Source organism: Candidatus Methanoliparum sp. LAM-1 (genome assembly GCF_020885915.1).
Taxonomy (GTDB): Archaea; Halobacteriota; Methanoliparia; order Methanoliparales; family Methanoliparaceae; genus Methanoliparum; species Methanoliparum thermophilum.
Genome location: NZ_AP025251.1, coordinates 994,545 through 1,012,520, shown reverse-complemented (window position 1 = coordinate 1,012,520; position 17,976 = coordinate 994,545). Strand labels below are relative to the sequence as shown.

The window sequence follows — 17,976 nt, the reverse complement described above, 5'->3', positions numbered from 1 at the left end:
ATGGAATCTATTAAGATTAGAGAATACACTTCGGTAAGCGAGGTTAAAGGTCCTTTAATCATAGTTCAGGGTATAAAAGGGGCTGCTTATAACGAAGTGGTAGAAATTGAGGCTCCTAGCGGAGAAAAAAGGATAGGTCAGGTTTTAGAGGCGAGAAAAGATGCTGCTGTGGTTCAGGTATTCGAAGGAACGAGTGGGTTGGATACATCCGGAACGAAGGTAAGGTTTACTGGGGAAACGATGAAGATATCTGTATCTTTGGAGATGTTGGGAAGGTTTTTTGATGGATTAGGAAGACCTATAGATAAAGGTCCTGAGATCATATCAGAGAACAAATACGATATCAACGGTTTTCCTATAAATCCTTTCAACAGAGATTATCCAAACGAGTTTATCCAGACAGGTATCTCTACTATCGACTGTATGAATACACTTGTCAGAGGACAAAAGCTTCCTATATTCAGTGGTTCAGGACTTCCTCATAATGAGCTCGCTGCACAGATAGCAAGGCAGGCAAAGGTATTGGGAAAAGAAGAACAGTTTGCGGTTATATTTGCTGCAATGGGAATTACATATGAAGAAGCGAACTTCTTTATGAAAGATTTTGAGTCGACGGGTGCAATGGAGAACATCGTGGTATTTATGAATTTAGCCAACGATCCTGCAATAGAACGTATCATCACTCCGAAGATGGCATTGACTACTGCTGAATATCTTGCTTTCGAAGAGGATATGCATGTCTTGGTTATCTTGACTGATATGACAAACTACTGTGAGGCATTAAGAGAGATATCCGCATCGAGAGATGAGGTGCCTGGACGAAGGGGTTATCCTGGATACATGTATACAGATCTTGCAACTAATTATGAACGTGCTGGTAGAATAATTGGTAAAAAAGGATCTATTACTCAAATGCCAGTTCTTTCAATGCCAGACGATGATATAACTCATCCTATTCCGGATTTAACTGGGTATATTACAGAAGGACAGTTTGTATTATCCAGAGAACTTCACCGAAAAGGGATTTATCCTCCAGTGGATGTCTTACCATCGCTATCCAGGCTAATGAATGAGGGAATAGGCAAAGGCAAGACAAGGGAGGACCATTCTGGTGTTTCTAATCAGTTATATTCTGCATATGCTGAGGGAAGAGATATGAGGGACCTTGTTGCTGTAGTAGGAGAGGAGGCACTTACAGATAGGGATAAAAAATATCTTGAGTTTGCTGATAGGTTTGAAAGAGAGTTCGTTACGCAAGGAAGGGATGAGAATAGGAGTATCGAAGAGACTCTCAGTCTTGGTTGGGAACTTCTTTCAATGTTACCTGAGAGAGAATTGAAAAGAATAGACGATGCAATAATCAAAAAATACCATCCAAACTATAATAAGCCCAAATCGCAGGTATAAAAGGCGTTTGTCAGCTGTATCAAAAGGAGGATTTTGAATGTCTGAAATAATTGAAGGAACGAAACCAACCAGGATGGAACTCCTTAACTTGAAAAGAAGAGAAAAACTGGCTGAAAAAGGCTATAAACTCTTGAAAGAGAAACGGGATGCATTGATCTTAGAATTTTTAAACATAGTTAAAGAGGTTCGGACATTAAGGAGAGAAGCGGAGAAGGCATTAGAAGAGGCATATAAAGATCTCTTAATTGTTCAAGCCGAGTTAGGTGTTTTCAATGTAAAACAGATAGCAGATATCATACCACCGACAGTAGAAATTAATTTTTATTCAAGGAACATCATGGGAGTTAGTGTTCCTAATATAGAGATACCTGAGACTACTAGGACTATTATGGAGAGAGGGTATGGATTATTAGATACTTCATCAAGATTGGATGATACAGCAAAAAAATTTGAATGGGCTATCAAGAAGCTTATAATGCTGGCCGAAATAGAAGGAACGGTTATTGCGCTTGGTGAGGAGGTAGAAAAGACGAAAAGACGGGTCAATTCGTTAGAATATATAATGATTCCAAAATTGTCGGCTACTGTTAGATACATATCAATGCGGCTTGAGGAGATGGAGCGAGAGAACATACCTCGGTTGAAGAAGATAAAAAAGATCTTGGAAGAGAAGAAAGAATTAAGAGAAGGATAGAGTAGCAATTTTTTTGTTATTACCTCCTTTTTTATATAATTAAAAAAATTTGTAAATGAAAAATACAAAAAAAAGTTTATTCGATCGATATCTTTCGAACGAAGATATTAGAACTAGGATGTATATGTTTGTATGGATTTCACAGATAATTGCAGATATTTTATTGTTGATTGGTGGATGTTTTCTGATTTTTAAGATACTACAACATATAGGTGTAATTTAAATAGTTTCTGATTTTGCCAGAAAGAGTAAGCGCGGATCTTGATCATTACGAGTACTGCAAGCAGAACGGGGTTACGCCTGACGATATAAAAAACGAGGAGGATTCTCTCGAGCTTTTTTAATCTTGAAACCTTTAGAAGAGAAGTTAACCTGTTAAATAAGTATGAATCTTCGTATCTTCACCTTCAAACCTTTCCAGTGGCGGTAAAGATGGTTAAATCTCCAGATAAAAAATGCTCCGTTCGAAACCTGATATGCACCACCTACAAGCCAAACACAATTACATTCATCTTTTATCTTCTCTGCTCATCATATTAACGAGATTTATTTTTTGTTAATGTTTTTGTTTTACTTCTTTTTGTCTTACATATTAAGTTTTGTCAGACAGTCAGAAAAGTAGTCATATTGATTTTAGATGACTAAATATGATATGATTTACACATACACTTACACCTACCCCTACCCCCTTTAGTCAGGTGTATACACCTGCACATCAACCTATCCTTGATATATAAATCTATTGATTATGCTATGGTATTGTATAATCCCGACGGAGTGCATGTCTACAAGACGGTTAAACCTACTGAAGCAATTTCCGTAATGCTTAATTGGGTGTGTTGGTCGCCAGTATTGCCAATGTAACAGTTAAGGAATAGATGGTTTTATATACTTTAAAGTAGATATAAACATCAAATCAATGGAAAAACTTTACACTTTAAAGGAAGCCAAGAAGATGCTTGAAAAACTGCTCCAGATGTGGGTGTGTGAATAAAGACCTGAAAGGAGAAAAGTTTGAGTGTAAAAAGTGTGGGTTGGTAATAGACCGACAGATGAATGCAGCTGTAAACATATATCTAAAAATGGAGGGTCTTCCCCACAATATTGGATGGTTTGATGACAATGTTGTGGGTAGGTTCACCCAGACAGGGGTGGAATGGAAGAAACCGATGAACCCGTGAGGTTTCTGTATGATATGATGAAACCCCAGGTTTATGTAGTCGTTTAAATATGAATGGCTACTTAAACTAGAACCCTTTAACTCTTTTTGCACTTTGTATTATGTTGGTCTTTATAACGAATATAGACCGTTAATATTATATTATTATATTATATAATAAAGAAAAGAAGTGATGTGAATATAAATGGTAAAAATGTCAAAAGAAGTTATGGATATATTTAACGATACAGAAGCATCTAAAGTTATGGCAACAGTTGATGAAAAAGGAGTGTTGAATGTAGCCCCTATAGGAACTTTATCAGCGATAGATGAAGAGACAATAGCTTTTGCGGAAGTATTTGGAGGGAAGACGAAGGAAAATTTGGAGAAGACAAAGAAGGCTGCAGCAACTGCTTTCAAAATGCCCTTCGAAGGCTACCAAATAAAAGGCACTTTTGTAGGCTTTCAAACTTCTGGTGCCTTATTCGACAAAATGAATAAAGCAGTGAAAGAGACGTTAGGAAAAGATATAAAGCGAGTAGGAACGATAAAGGTAGAGGCAGTCTATTCAGTGGCTCGTCCGGAACCGGGGAAGAAGCTGGCATAATCTCCATTTTTTCCTTTTATGGATTGAAATTTTCATGATGACGTAGGTTTCGTAGGAACGTCCATGGATAAGGGTGCGGTTTTTTGGGGGTTTTTGCTCGTTTTTTGCCCGTTTGTTTTTCCGCACCTCCTCCTACGATGCAAGTTTTTAGATTACCTATAAGGGATTGAAATGTTTTTTCATTCCTTTCCTATTCTTGATTCTTTCCCAAATATACTGCAAGCCCATTCTTAACAAGTTCATCGCTCAAACTCTTTCCATCTACAAGTAGGTCTCCAAGTATGCGTCCGTACTTATCATTCTTCACATAGTGCCCCCAGTTTGCCCCATCCACGATGTAGATTTTAACTGATACGTTGCCATTCTTCAAGAAGTTTTCTGTGAATGTTTTTGCCTCATTTCCTCCGCTTTCATTCATCTCTGGACAGTCCACTTTTTCAAGCCTTATTCTTTCAGTTGCATGCAAGACGCAGCCGTATGATGTATCATGCAGATCCTCTTCTTTATTAATCTTATCATAAGATGGTATAGCCACTTCTATCGTATCTCCATCGATCACTTCGATAACCGTGCAAGGAACGTTTTTTGTCTCACTTTTAATTTTTTTGCCAATCCTATCACCCATTATTTTTTCATTATGGTCTTCTATATTTTTTTCAAATTTATAGTCTCGCCGCGTCTTCATCGAACGGGTCCCAAAAAAACCTCTACATATCATAAAATGCGCCCCCAATAAAATATTTATTAATATCAACATTTATAATCTTTTGGAAATGATAACAAGTCTGATTATATATAGTTATACAAAGAATTCGTTATTAATCGTGATTCTAAATTTATTTGTCTTTGCCTCCTCCTTTAAGGTGCCGAGCATCTTCTTTTGTAACTCCTTTAAAGATTCCATGTTAAATCTACTGCCGGTTGTAAGTTTTAAAATAGATACGGGATTATATTTTATTTTACCAATTCTTACATTTTATCACTACTCTTTTTTCAAAATTTTTAATATTCTTGCACCCTGCTAGCCCTTAAAGACAGGATGATAGACACACAGAGTTTTAGAAGAGATAAATGGATTCGTTAGGCAAAAACGGCGATTAGTTTATAATGAGTGATGACAATATGAGAACAACAATGAAATCACAAATAAAATCTTCTGAAGAAATTATGCATTTATTCGATAAGAAAAAGATAGATAACGATTGGTCATTCGTGGGGTATAAACCCTCAGATACGGGCAAATGGACGCACGATTACCATCGATACCCAGCTAAATTTATTCCACAATTAGTTGAAAAATTAATTGACGAGTATGTGTTATGCGACTCTGCCCATATAAATGACCCGTTTTACGGTTGTGGAACAACAATCGTTACAGCGATAGCAAGAGGATATAAGGCAAGCGGAACTGATATTAATAAGATAGCCTATCTGATAACCAAAGTAAAATCAACACCAATAGAGCCAGATTATCTTGATGGAAAAGTAAAACAATTTTTATCTACAATAAGAGGTTTAAAAAGTGCCCAAACAACATTGTTTCATAGGAATATTGAACCCATCATACCAGAAAGACATGTTGAAAGAATTAATTATTGGTTTACTGAAGAAAATAAAGCTGAACTTGGCAAAATATTAAGAGTTATTTATGAGGAAGATGATAAAACGATAAGAGATTTCTTGCTTGTTGCTTTTAGCCATCTTTTTATAAACGCTTTATCATCCCTGTAACGGGCAATTTTTATCCGAGACAATTTGATAGATATGGGATAAAGGGATTTAGTCGTACGCGGGATTTCCCATCCCAATATAACCAACTAAAGAGCCGTTGCATTTCTATTCCCATCCAGAAAGGGAAGTCCAAACAAAAGGATCCTACTCCTAAAAACTTCCAAGAAATAAGAGATAAACTCTATGTTCTCATACTGAAAGAGCATGAGAAAGTAAAAGAGGCATATAAAAACATAAAGGATGGAGATGTTTTACAGGGTAGAAATGCGGATATATTTTATCCTCTGCTCTCTATAGCTAAATTGGCTGAGGATGAGGCACTTTATGAGTGAATTGTAGAGCATGCAAAAAAGAGTGAAAAAGAATCTATCGAAGAAAACTTGGATGAATGAAATAAGATCCTTATAAAAACCCTCGCTGATGAGAATTTGAAGGGGCACAGCATTAACTGATATTACTGAAGCATTCACTATAGCTCTTTTCAGGGAGGGACTAATAACAGAAGATGAAAAGATCTCTGGGAAGAGGATGAGTAATAGGATAAAAAAGTTAGGGTTTAAGAAAAAAGATAAGAAGACAGAACATAAAACCTGGTATCGAATCAACACAGATCTTGTTAATGAGCTGATGGAACAATATGGATTAAAAGGACCAGATAAAAAAGATACCCCTATACCTTAGATTCTTTTACTTTTGTTATCTTTCTTCAAACTTCAAAAAGAGATATTTTATGAACAAGAGAAAAAACCTTTACCTTATCTCATAAGGATGATGAATTGTATTCTGCACGATATATTAACACCGAATATTGTGAGAAAGAATACGCTTGAAGAAGACGTAAGAAATATCCCAGAAACCTATCGTTATGATGTTATCCTGACAAATCTCCCTTTCGGTGGAAAAGAGGGTAAACAAGTTCAACAGAATTATCCAATAAAAAGCAATGCAACGGAACTTTTAGCATTACAATATGTGATTAAGAAGCTGAGAAAAGAGGGACGATGTAGAATAGTAGTTTCAGAAGGAGTTTTGTTTAGAGGTGATGCCTTTGCTAAGGTAAAAAAAAGAGCTGTTAGAAAATTATAACTTACATACAATAATAGGTTTACCTACAGGTATTTTTGCTAATGTGACCGCATTAGGCCAAGGACCCAAAACTAATCTTCTATTTTTTTTTGATAAGACTGGTAAGACTAAAAAAATTTGATATTACGATTTTGTTGGCTGTTCTGAGGATGTTCTAAAGAAAAATTACACTAATACAAATCCAGTGCTTGATGAGAATTTGAAAGAGGGAATACAATGAACAAGAAAGCTTTGAAAGATTTGCAAGAAAAAAAGAAATCCAAAGATCTTACGAATTGCCAAAAGGATGATGATGGGTGAGGTTGGGGAGCACTACAAAAATAAATCCGAGTAAAAAAGAAATTTCTCATATTTCTGACGAGTTAGGAGTATCTTTCATTCCCATGATGGCAGTTAATGAGGAAATAGGCAAAATTGTAAATTTAGATAGTAGAAAGTTAGGAAAAATAAGGAAGAGGTACACTTATTTTTAAGATGGAGATGTAATTTTCGCCAAAATAACACCGTGTATGAAGAACGGTAAATGTACGATTGCAAAAAACTTAATCAATGGATTGGGCTTTGGTTCAACAGAGTTTCATGTAATAAGGCCAGAAAATTCTATATTAAAGAAGTGGATTTGGCATTATTTAAGACAAAAACGAATTAGAAAAGAAGCAACAAAATATTTTACAGAATTTGTTGGTCAATAAAGGGTTCTCCAAGAATTTTTAGAGAACCTTCAAATTCTACTTCCTCCCCTTCCTGAACAAAAGCGAATCGTAGCAAGGATTGATAAGATACAGAAAAAAGCTCAAACATTTCGAAAACTTCAGAAAGAGACGGAAAAAGATATTGAAATGTTGAGAGAATCGATTTTGTATGAGACGTTTAGGGGAGAGTTCTAATGCAGGGACGAACTTGGAGAAATGTTGAGAGTGATAGAGCAGAGAAAATTAGAAGTTATCTTTTAGAAAAAGATGGAATTAAGGAGGAGACAAAGAGCGCTCCTGAAGTATGGCGAATTAAGTTATCAAAATCCACTTTTACTTATAATACAGAGACATTTTAATATTCTCTGGTTTTGAAGTTTATTTCTTCTCTCTACCCTTAACTTCAGAGATCTCTAGATTGCCTCTCTCATTAAAACCTATCAGGAGCTTTTCTCCTTTTTCCAGTGTTTTCATTTCACATACTCCTTTGGTATGCTCAAAAAGAACCTTCCATTCACTTCTTAAAGTTTTACCATAATACTAAGTATATCCTTAGACTATCCAATAGTTATGCTTTTTGTATACTTTCAACCAGCTGTTTATCCTATGGTTTTATTATACTAAAGTTAACAAAAATATTATAGCTGCTATAAAGACGAGGGAGAACAGCTCTACGATAGTAGAGAAAAGAAAGAGATAGGCTATGATGCATGGAGAGATATGGGGAGAGGTGGGCTGTAGAGAGCTATTTTTCTGCTGTGAAGAGGCTCTTTGGAGAAGAAATAAGAGCTACAAGTATTGAGGGAGCAATACAGGAAGTAGCTATGAAAGTATGAGGTAGATCTATTCAATTGTTCGACACAGCAGAAGGGTGAAAAAAGAAAAACATATATAGCACAGGTCCTATGAGAGATGGAATGGAAAAATATATCCAGGTTATTACAACAGTAGAGAGCAAAAGAGATGCTGAAAGGATAGCTAATGTTCTGGTAGAGAAAAATCTTGCTGGCTGCGTTCAGATATTGGGACCAATAGAAAGCGTATACTGGTGGGAGAATAGAATTGAAAGAACAGAAGAATGGTTATGTGTTATCAAGAGTGAACAGAGCATCTATGATGAAGTTGAAAAAACTATTAAGGAGAACCATCCTTACGAGATACCAGAGATATTAGCTATACCTGTTATAAAGGGGGATAAGAATTATCTAGAATGGCTGAGTAAAGAGCTTAAGAAATAAAAATGAGCACGAACCTGCTAAAGGATTTTTTGAGGAAAGAGAACGTTTTCGCCGTTATTGGAGTTTCGATCAACCCTAAGAAATATGGGCATCAAGTCTATAAAGACCTGAAAGAAGCGGGCTATACCGTCTATCCCGTGAATTCCCATCTTGATGAGATATTAGGTGACCGATGCTATCACTCGCTGAGCGAGCTGCCTGAAATCCCCGATGTTGTTAATATCGTTGTTCCACCAGAGGTTACCGAAAAGATCGTTGCGGAATGCAAAGCGTTAGGTATAGAACGGATATGGATGCAGCCTGGCTCTGAATCCGAGCAGGCAATAGAGTTCTGCAGACGAAACAATATAAAAGTAGTGCATGATCTCTGTGTGATGGTGAAGAGGATGGAATTGGAGAAGTAATTATTCTACCACGCTCCGTGCCACCCTCAAATCCTCATCGGTAGATAAGATACTCTAAACAGTCTTCGTCCTGTACAATAAACCTGAATATCCATACAAAGCTTTATATTGGCTATGCTTCTACTTATGTTGGCTCCATTAAACTTAACTTATGCTTCTTTGCTGGATAATATTTAATTTGATGAGGGTCCATTGATAGCAACACAAACCCCATCTAGTTCAAATTCATAATATGGGATTTTTAGCTTTAGTTGTATATTAGGGTGCTTATTCAATAAATGACATACATAACCTAAAATTATATATATTATTAAATATAATTACAAATAATAATATGGTATTAGAAATATTGGAAGGAGTAAAAGTATTAGACTTAACTAGGCTTTTACCAGGCCCGTATTGTACATGGATACTGTCCAGATTGGGCGCGGATGTCATCAAGATAGAAGCACCGAATGATGAAGATTTTACAAGGTTCATACCTCTTTTTAATCTTATAAATAATAACAAAAAGAGTATTACATTAAACTTGAAGAAAGAAGATGGTAAGAAGATCTTTTTGGACTTAGTATCTAGGTCTGACGTTGTAGTGGAAGGATTTCGACCTGGCGTCATGGATAAACTCGGGTTAAGATATGACGAGTTAAAAAGATACAACGATAACATAATACTTTGTTCGATCAGTGGTTACGGCCAGGACGGACCATATAGAGATTTCCCAGGACATGATATAAACTATATAGGTATTTCTGGATTGTTGGGGATAAATAAAGCGTTTGATATCCCTGTAATTCCAGGAATAACGATTGCCGATCTGTCTGGAGGAGCTTTTGGAGCGTTATCTATTATATCGAGTCTTTATATCAGAGAACGGCGAAGAGGCGGCTTTTATATAGATGTATCTATGACAGACGTTGTGACACAATTTTTTGCGATAATGTTCGAAGGAGCTCTCAATCAAACACTCTTAACGGGTGATAGACCGTTTTACAACATTTATAAAACAAAAGATGATAAATTCATTGCAGTAGGTGCAGTAGAGGATAAATTCTGGCGAAATTTTTGCTTGGCAATAGGACGAGAGGATTTTATAGAAAAACAGTATGATAAATCGATTATGAACGATATAAAGGAGATCTTCTCAAAAAAGACAAGAGAAGAATGGCTTAATTTATTTAAAAAAGAAGATAACATAGTTTCTCCTGTGTATTCCCCTGAAGAGGTGTTTGAGGATCCACAAATAAAATATAGAGGGGTGTTTAATAAAAAAGATAATATTTTAAACTTTCCTGTTAAATTTAGCAATAGAGAAAAAGATTTCAAAAAAATTAACGACAAAGATATTTCAAATAAAGGACCTGAGAAAGGAGAGAATACAAAAGAAATACTCATGAATATAGGATATAACGAGGAAGATATAGAAAGACTAAAGAGAGAAGAAGTTGTCTGAAGGAAATGAAAAATGGATAACGATTATAATGTCTTTATGCTTCCTTAAACTGTGTTAAAATCGATTATAAAGAGAAAATTTAAATCTTCAAATAACAGATATAACAAATCTTAGATTTTGCAGAACCTACGGTTCTTGCGTCTTAGATCGATCAGAAAATATTTAACAGATAAAAATTTTGATCCTTTATGAGATACAAAGATGCTGGAGTGGATATAGATAAAGCCGGACGGTTTATCAAGATTCTAACCTCTGAAATAAGATCAAAAAGGAAAGGATTTGGTAGTTCGTTAACTGAAATAGGTCATTATTCAGGATTAATCGATTTGGATTATTTTTCACTCGCTATAACAACAGATGGTGTGGGTACCAAGATTATAGTGGCTAACGAATTGAAAAAATGGTATACTATCGGTATAGACTGTGTCGCAATGAATGTTAACGATTTAATAGCAATCGGGGCGACACCTCTCGCACTCGTTGATTATATAGCAATTGGTAAGATAGACGAGGAATATATCTTTTTGAATACCGATAAAGGGATCATAAAAGAACCTTTTGAAAAATTGGCTAGAGAAATAGGTAAAGGGCTTAATGCAGGGGCTAAACTCTCTAATATAACTATAGTTGGAGGAGAGACTGCAATTATTCCAGATCTTGTAAAAGGGATAGATCTGGCAGGAACAGCCGTTGGCGTAGTTAATAAGAACAGCATAATAGATGGGCAAGATATATCCCCTGGAGATTCCATCATTGCTATTGGTAGTAACGGGGTACATAGCAACGGTTTTACACTTGTAAGAAAGATTATCGATTCATCCCATTATACGTACAATGATATGTTTCCTGATAGTGATAAAACGATAGGAGAAGAGCTGTTGATACCTACAAGGATTTATAGTGAGGTAATTGATATCATAAAAGAGTTTAAAGTAAACGGATTGGTACATATCACGGGTGGTGGCTTTTTAAATTTAAAAAGGATAACCAAGTATGGATTTGATATATACGATCCTATAGAACCACAGTCTATCTTTAAATTTTTAGAGACGGTCGGATGTGTTGATAAAGAAGAGATGTATCGTACATTTAACATGGGAGTAGGATTTATAATGATAGTGCATCCTGATGATGAGAAGAAAATCTTGGATAGGATAGATTGTAAAAAAATCGGAAAAGTGACCGAGCATCCTGGAATAAGATTAAACCTTAAGGAAGAAGGTAGATATATATATTTATAAATTATCTCTTTATAAGGATTTGATACGCTGTATAATGATTAACAGAGATCGATACAAGAACACTGAACTAAGATTTTATATAAAATTTTGATATGATATCTGTCCTTATCAAAAAGAATAAAAGGTTTAAGGATGATAGAAAAGATAAAAAATATTGAAAAAGATGTTGGAAAATTAAGCTCCCTACAAAAGCTTCTTTTAACCACGGATGGTTCTATAACAGATATTTTAGAGATACTTACTGGTAGTGAAGTTAAAATAGAGACTATATATCAGAAAATAGGTAAAGCAGACGAGTATCTTGCAGAAAGACTCAATATATCCGAAGGGGATGAGATAAACGAGCGAGTTGTAAGAATTTACAATAGCAACAACGATAAAACTTTGATCTATGCCAAATCTTACGCTCCGTTAAAACGAACAAACGATCAATTTAGTAACGATCTATTCAAAGCAGATATTCCGATCGGCAAGATCTTAAAGAGATATAAGATAGAATCTAGACGAGAGATAAAAGATATAAATTTTTTGCGTGCCGATAAAAATATCAGCCAAGTTTTTGGAATATTTGAGAACGAGATTCTCTTATGGAGAAATTATAGTATAATAAAAGATGGAGAGGTACTGATAGATATATACGAGATGTTTCCCTATAACAGTTTTCAAAACGAGTTTAAAGTGGTAATAGAGACACCATCCAGATTGCATCTGACCTTAATAGACCTTAATGGGATGGATAAAAGGATAGATGGTGGTATTGGTATAACTCTAAGCAAACCTACTTTTTTACTTGAAGCAAAAATCTCAGATAAGTTACAGGTTTTTGGTCTTAAAAGATCTGAAGATCATTTAATCGATCAAAAAAACCATATTTTAACTGCTGCAAAGAGAATGTTAGATTATCTGGGCATTAAGACGAACGTGGAGTTTAAAATAAGAGAGGATTATCCATTTCATATAGGTCTGGGTGCAGGTACTCAAACGTCTCTTGCAGTAGGAAGGTCCGTGGCTGAATTGTTTGACAAAGAGTTAAATGCAACCGATATTTCAAAGATAGTTGGAAGAGGAGGAACATCTGGTATAGGTACTGCATCATTCGAGAGTGGTGGTTTTATACTTGATGGTGGGCATAGTTTTGGAGAGTTAGGTGATAAAAAAGATTATTTACCATCATCAATCTCTGTTGCAGCTCCTCCTCCCGTGATTGCACGATATAATTTTCCAGAAGAATGGGATATAGTGATTGCAACGCCGAATATTAAAAGAACGTATGGCAGGGAAGAAGTGGATATATTCAAAAATTATTGTCCTATCGATATATCAGAAATTAGAGAACTGAGTCATATAATCCTGTTAAAGATGATTCCTTCGTTACTGGAGAGGGATATTTACTCTTTTGGAGAGAGTATAAACCGAATTCAGAAGATTGGTTTTAAGAAGATAGAGTTAGATTTGCAACCCCAGATAACAAAGGAATTAATAGAGTTAATTAGGGATTATGGGGCAATAGGTGCAGGTTTAAGCTCTTTTGGCCCAACAGTATATGGAATTACTGATAAAAATGCAAAAGAAATAGAGACAAAGGTAAAAAATTTTCTGGAGAAGGAGGGAGAAGTATTCGTGACAAAAGCGAGAAATTTTGGAGCAAGAGTACGAAAGTTTTGAGAGATAAAACTTTCGAATATCAACCAAGAAACTTTTCAAGATTACTGCCTACTACAGCAACATCACCGAGTTCTTCTTCTATTATTAAAATTCGGTTGTATTTTGCGACTCTTTCTCCTCTTGCAGGAGATCCTGTCTTTATTTGACCGCAATTGAGAGCAACAGCCAAGTCGGCTATATATGTATCCTCTGTCTCTCCTGATCTATGGCTCACAATCACGTTATATTTTGATCTAAAAGCCATATTAGCAGCATCTAATGCTTCAGATACCGTTCCTATCTGGTTTAATTTTAAAAGTAAAGCATTAGCTGCTCCAATATTAAATCCTGTCTTTAATCTCTCCGTATTTGTTACAAAAAGATCGTCACCTACTATTTGAATATCTGTCTCATTGGTCATCTTTGCAAAACTTGAAAAATCTTCTTCCATAAATGGGTCTTCTATCGAGACGATATTGTACTCTTTTATAAGATCTTTATAATAGTCTAACAATTCCATATTGTCCAATTTTTTTCCATCAATCTCGTAATATCCTTTATCTTTTAAATAAAACTCTGTTGCTGCTGCATCTAACGCAAAAAAAATTTTTTTCGTATAACCACTCTCATCCACCGCTCTCTCCATCAAGTTCAATGCCTCTCTTGTATCTCCTATTGGTGGTGCAAACCCTCCCTCATCCCCAACGTTTATAGCAGTTTTACCATATTTTTTAATTAAGATGTTTTTAAGCGTGGTATATACTTCAGAAGCGATTTGAAGAATATCTGAAAATTTTTTCTCAATAGGTATTATCATAAATTCTTGGATTGATAGATCATTTCCTGCATGTAAACCGCCGTTGATAAAATTCATCAAAGGATAAGGCAGTATTCTCGAGTTTGCTCCACCAAGATACTTGTACAATGGAATATTCAATGAATCTGCTGCAGCCTTAGCTACACTCAACGATATGCCTAATATTGCATTGGCACCAAGATTTGATTTATTATTAGTTCCATCTAGCCTAATCATCGTCTCGTCGATAAGACGCTGATCTCTCACATCGTATCCTATTAGTTTCGGTCTTATTATTCTGTTTATATTATCTACCGCCTTTTTTACTCCTTTACCCATGTATCTTCTATCTTTATCTCTCAGTTCTAAAGCCTCATTCGTCCCGGTAGACGCACCTGATGGTACTGAAGCCCTTCCAAACCCTAAATCTGTGATTACGTCCACTTCTACAGTAGGTTGACCTCTTGAATCTAAAATCTCTCTCGCTTTTATCTCTTTTATTTCGAACATAATTTAGCTCCTAAACTTTAGCATTGATTTATTACGAATCTTTGATTCGTAGTTCACAAATTAAAATTTGTGATAATTCTTGAGTTTCCTGGTGGCATAAAATTGGCAATATCCTCCTGTGTAAAAAGTTTTTTTGGAATATCACAAACCAAAGGTTTGTGGTTTACGAAGCTTCGCTTCGTAATATCTCTAATCTCCTTCATGAAATATCTGTATATCCTCTTGGCTACATCGTTTGGATTTAATTCACCAGGTTCTAGTTCTACAATGTATTTTGCTCTTTTAGATATTGCACTCTTTGGTCCACCAATCACTCCACTGATATTATCCAAGATCAAACCTTTTTGGTCTTTTTGGTCTGCATTACCTATAACCTGAAGGCTTAATCCGATAGAAACGTCCATCTTTACCTCCTTAAAATAGTTTCTTTTGCCTCTGATAATAAAACTACCTTTTGGTACATATTCTCCTGATTCAGGCGTTTTAGATACCTGTTCTGGATAAACCCAGTAACAATCTCCCGAAAATGCTCCTATCTTCCAGAAATTAGAATAACTTGTGGCGAATATTGCCGCCTCCTCCATTGTTGTTAGAGGTACTTCTTTGTTATTAGTTTTAATAACAGTTGCAGGTGCACCTTGAATATCTGCATGGAAGAAGATATCGTTCTTCTCCATATATTTACTTACAATCTCCTCGTTGCTATCGGCATCTTTTCCTCCTATTATTAGAAAACCATCCGATGAGTAGAACCACCTAAATCTATGATACCATCTTTTATCTCGTCTTCTGATAACCAATATTCTATTCGCATCTTGTTTTTCTTTTTTTTTCGCTTTTTCTAGCTCTTTTAAGAAGATATCTCTGGATTTGATAGCTCCATCCATCTTTTTCTTGAACTTTTTACTTTTTTCATAGTACTCTTCAGCATTATTGGATAAATTTTTTTCGAGGAAGAGATCTATCGATCTTCCGTCTATATTAAGAGTTATCTTTTTTGCAGCACCATCTATATCCTTTATATAATCCAATCCTTTTATTCCTGCATCTCTCTTCTTATTCAACAACTTTTTTATATCGTCAAAAGAATATCTTTCTGTTGCTTTATTTATGATACTCAATATCTCGTTGATCAGTGTGTATCTCTCATAAATTAGATCTCCTATCTCCTTGTTCTCCTCCGATCTGTTTTTATACTCCTTAATTGCTGCCTCTTGCCTAGAGATTATTCTTTCTACCTTTGAACCTCCGTTTTTTTTCTTATCTTTATTCTTAAGCTCTACCGTCTTTTTCTCTTCTATGCTTTGAAAATATTCATCAATACAATTATTGAACCTTTCAAAATATCTTTTTTCATATTTTGAGAAAGATTGCATATCAATAGGAAAGAAACCGATCGGTTTTTTAGATGAATAGACGATGTTTGGTTTGATCTCTCCTGCATTTACCGATGATAGTAGTTTATATATCTCATTTGTCAATCTTTCTATCTCTTCTTCAGATAAATCTTTTATACTCGCTTTTTTATCGACGTTACACCTTATACAGATCTCTTCTGCATAAACTCCACCAAATCCAAGAGTTAATGCTATCGTCTCTACAATATTTTTTTCAGACGTTAAAAAGATAGAATGGAGATGCTCTCTTAAAAAATCCAAATATAAGGGGGTAAAAATCTCCTCAGGAAACGTATAACGATCTCCTGTCTTTATCTTTATACTACCTTGAATTACGTTATCTTTCCAGCCAACTATCTCGAAGTTATCATCTAATAATAGGACGTTTCCGCCTGCAAAAAGTTCTACAAGAAGATTATATCTTTTTCCACCACGTCCTATCTCTATGATTACTATCCTATCTAAGAGATACTGATATATAGATAATATAGCCCCGCCGGATATATATTTTCGAAGAAGCATTGCAAAACCTGTAGGGTTCTTTGGTGCTGGTGGAGGCGTATTTGAGATATAGATTTTACCATTAATATCAATTATAATATCTTTTCTGCCAAATGTATAGGAATAAAATCTGACCCTGATTATATCATCGATCTGATATATCTTATCAATTTTACCTCCTATTATCTCCTCAAACTCTTTGACAATCGCTAAAATATCGAGACCTGACATCTCTTTTTTTTGCTGCATCTTAAATCCGTACTTATTTTTATCTTTAATGGTAATGAAATCTTACGGTGGTTTAATATTCATATTGATATACTTTATTTCCAGACTACTGATACCGATGAGAACAATTAATAATATATATTAAAAATATTTTATTATCTCTAAATTTAAATATCTTTGAAGATAGATAAAGATGCGGAGGTTGCCGAGTGGAAAAGGCGCTAGATTTAGGGTCTAGTTCCGTAGGGATCCGTGGGTTCAAATCCCACCCTCCGCATTAAAATAATTAGTATTTTGATACCTGAATAAACTATGCCCAGAATAACCATAAACCAGGATCTATGCAATAAATGTAATTCTTGTGTCGAGGTCTGTCCAGCAGAGATCTTTGCATCCAATAAAGAGGATATTCCAATCTTTATGGATAGTATAGCAGATGAATTCTGTATCTCTTGCGGTCATTGTGTTGCCATCTGCCCAAAAAATGCGATAAATCATAAAAATTTCCAAGAAGGACAAGTAACTCCTATTAAAAAGGAATTGATACCATCTAGCGATCAGATTAAGGAGATCTTAAGATCGATTAGATCGATACGAGAGTTCAAGGATAAACCGGTGGAAAAAGAGTTGATTGAAAAGATAATAGACGTAGCAAGATTTGCACCGAGTGCTACAAATTTTCAAACGACTGAATATGTTGTAGTCCAGAATAAAGAGGTATTAACAAAGATTATAAATTTGACATACTCATATCTAGCTAAAATGTCCAAGTTGCTTCATAATCAAATAGTAAGTTCTTTGATCAGGATAGTCTTACCAAAGAATGCTAAAGAGATCATATCATATCGTCAAAAATTTGATAGATATGTTAAAGCGTATAAACTAGGTAAAGATAAGATATTATACAATGCTCCCGTCCTTATCTTATTTCATGCCGATAAAAAGACTCCTTTTGCTGATGTAAACGCTAATCTTGCTCTACATAACGCTTACGTCTATTGCTGGAGCCTTGGTTTGGGATCTTTTTATACAGGATTTGTAGTTCAGGCATCTCATTATAATACAGAAATTAAAAGACTGGTATCTATTTCGACGTCAAATAAAATATACGGTGGCTTGGCGATAGGTTATCCAAAGGTTAAATATAATAAATGGGTCGAAAGAAAAAAGCCAAGAATTAAATGGGTTTAA

19 protein-coding genes, 1 tRNA gene and 2 pseudogenes are annotated in these 17,976 nt (G+C 35.1%); 19 read left to right on the top strand and 3 right to left on the bottom strand.

Going from position 1 to position 17,976, the window contains the following annotated elements; genetic code table 11:
- From LPC15_RS05570 to LPC15_RS05555, 4 genes are all read left to right on the top strand, one after another.
- Complete coding sequence (locus LPC15_RS05570) at positions 1–1,407, top strand: ATP synthase subunit B (protein WP_229234383.1); 1,407 nt, start codon at positions 1–3, stop codon at positions 1,405–1,407.
- A 37-nt stretch (positions 1,408–1,444) separates the two neighbouring features.
- Positions 1,445–2,101, top strand: coding sequence for a V-type ATP synthase subunit D (locus LPC15_RS05565; RefSeq protein ID WP_229234382.1), 657 nt, complete (start codon positions 1,445–1,447; stop codon positions 2,099–2,101).
- A 959-nt stretch (positions 2,102–3,060) separates the two neighbouring features.
- Entirely contained in the window at positions 3,061–3,282 is a 222-nt protein-coding gene (locus LPC15_RS05560) for a zinc ribbon domain-containing protein (protein WP_267496932.1), read from the top strand.
- A 183-nt stretch (positions 3,283–3,465) separates the two neighbouring features.
- A complete protein-coding gene (locus LPC15_RS05555; RefSeq protein ID WP_229234380.1) occupies positions 3,466–3,867 on the top strand; it encodes a pyridoxamine 5'-phosphate oxidase family protein in 402 nt (133 codons plus the stop codon).
- A gap of 190 nt (positions 3,868–4,057) precedes the next feature.
- On the opposite strand, the gene LPC15_RS05550 is transcribed toward LPC15_RS05555, so the two are convergent.
- On the bottom strand, positions 4,058–4,552 hold the full coding sequence (locus LPC15_RS05550) for a thermonuclease family protein (protein ID WP_229234379.1): 495 nt from the start codon (positions 4,550–4,552) through the stop codon (positions 4,058–4,060).
- Between the two features lie 437 nt (positions 4,553–4,989).
- Between LPC15_RS05550 and LPC15_RS05545 the strand changes: the two genes are divergently transcribed.
- The 13 genes and pseudogenes from LPC15_RS05545 to LPC15_RS05490 all read left to right on the top strand — a co-directional run bounded on the left by LPC15_RS05545 (position 4,990) and on the right by LPC15_RS05490 (position 13,374).
- Positions 4,990–5,598 carry a DNA methyltransferase gene (locus LPC15_RS05545; RefSeq protein WP_229234378.1) on the top strand — a complete coding sequence of 203 codons (609 nt, stop codon included), beginning with the start codon at positions 4,990–4,992 and terminating at the stop codon, positions 5,596–5,598.
- 528 nt (positions 5,599–6,126) lie between these two features.
- On the top strand, positions 6,127–6,279 hold the full coding sequence (locus tag LPC15_RS05540; RefSeq protein ID WP_229234377.1) for a hypothetical protein: 153 nt from the start codon (positions 6,127–6,129) through the stop codon (positions 6,277–6,279).
- 12 nt (positions 6,280–6,291) lie between these two features.
- Positions 6,292–6,684: an N-6 DNA methylase gene (locus LPC15_RS05535; protein ID WP_267496931.1), complete on the top strand. Its 393-nt coding sequence runs from the start codon at positions 6,292–6,294 to the stop codon at positions 6,682–6,684.
- A gap of 302 nt (positions 6,685–6,986) precedes the next feature.
- Complete coding sequence (locus LPC15_RS05530) at positions 6,987–7,157, top strand: hypothetical protein (protein ID WP_229234375.1); 171 nt, start codon at positions 6,987–6,989, stop codon at positions 7,155–7,157.
- Between the two features lie 36 nt (positions 7,158–7,193).
- Positions 7,194–7,376, top strand: coding sequence for a hypothetical protein (locus LPC15_RS05525; RefSeq protein ID WP_229234374.1), 183 nt, complete (start codon positions 7,194–7,196; stop codon positions 7,374–7,376).
- A 21-nt stretch (positions 7,377–7,397) separates the two neighbouring features.
- Positions 7,398–7,571: pseudogene (locus LPC15_RS07075) on the top strand (restriction endonuclease subunit S); the annotation flags it as partial.
- Positions 7,571–7,735: a hypothetical protein gene (locus tag LPC15_RS05520; RefSeq protein WP_229234373.1), complete on the top strand. Its 165-nt coding sequence runs from the start codon at positions 7,571–7,573 to the stop codon at positions 7,733–7,735. The pseudogene LPC15_RS07075 and the gene LPC15_RS05520, both read left to right, overlap by 1 nt.
- 360 nt (positions 7,736–8,095) lie before the next feature.
- Positions 8,096–8,212, top strand: a pseudogene (locus LPC15_RS05515) (IS5/IS1182 family transposase); the annotation flags it as partial.
- Between the two features lie 81 nt (positions 8,213–8,293).
- Complete coding sequence (gene cutA / locus LPC15_RS05510; RefSeq protein WP_229234372.1) at positions 8,294–8,614, top strand: divalent-cation tolerance protein CutA; 321 nt, start codon at positions 8,294–8,296, stop codon at positions 8,612–8,614.
- 2 nt (positions 8,615–8,616) lie between these two features.
- Entirely contained in the window at positions 8,617–9,018 is a 402-nt protein-coding gene (locus LPC15_RS05505) for a CoA-binding protein (RefSeq protein WP_229234371.1), read from the top strand.
- Between the two features lie 334 nt (positions 9,019–9,352).
- On the top strand, positions 9,353–10,468 hold the full coding sequence (locus tag LPC15_RS05500; protein WP_229234370.1) for a CaiB/BaiF CoA transferase family protein: 1,116 nt from the start codon (positions 9,353–9,355) through the stop codon (positions 10,466–10,468).
- Positions 10,469–10,656: 188 nt separating this feature from the next.
- The gene (purM, locus tag LPC15_RS05495) at positions 10,657–11,709 is read left to right on the top strand and encodes a phosphoribosylformylglycinamidine cyclo-ligase (protein ID WP_229234369.1); all 1,053 of its coding nucleotides are present in this window, start codon (positions 10,657–10,659) and stop codon (positions 11,707–11,709) included.
- 132 nt (positions 11,710–11,841) lie between these two features.
- A complete protein-coding gene (locus LPC15_RS05490) occupies positions 11,842–13,374 on the top strand; it encodes a beta-ribofuranosylaminobenzene 5'-phosphate synthase (RefSeq protein ID WP_229234368.1) in 1,533 nt (510 codons plus the stop codon).
- A 19-nt stretch (positions 13,375–13,393) separates the two neighbouring features.
- Here the strand turns inward: LPC15_RS05490 and eno are convergent, their stop codons facing one another.
- Both eno and rqcH read right to left on the bottom strand, forming a co-directional pair.
- A complete protein-coding gene (gene eno, locus LPC15_RS05485) occupies positions 13,394–14,659 on the bottom strand; it encodes a phosphopyruvate hydratase (protein ID WP_229234367.1) in 1,266 nt (421 codons plus the stop codon).
- Positions 14,660–14,712: 53 nt separating this feature from the next.
- Positions 14,713–16,806, bottom strand: coding sequence for a ribosome rescue protein RqcH (gene rqcH / locus LPC15_RS05480; RefSeq protein WP_229234366.1), 2,094 nt, complete (start codon positions 16,804–16,806; stop codon positions 14,713–14,715).
- Between the two features lie 174 nt (positions 16,807–16,980).
- Here rqcH and LPC15_RS05475 point away from each other — a divergent pair.
- Positions 16,981–17,062 (top strand) — tRNA-Leu (locus LPC15_RS05475).
- Between the two features lie 35 nt (positions 17,063–17,097).
- A complete protein-coding gene (locus LPC15_RS05470) occupies positions 17,098–17,976 on the top strand; it encodes a nitroreductase family protein (RefSeq protein ID WP_229234365.1) in 879 nt (292 codons plus the stop codon).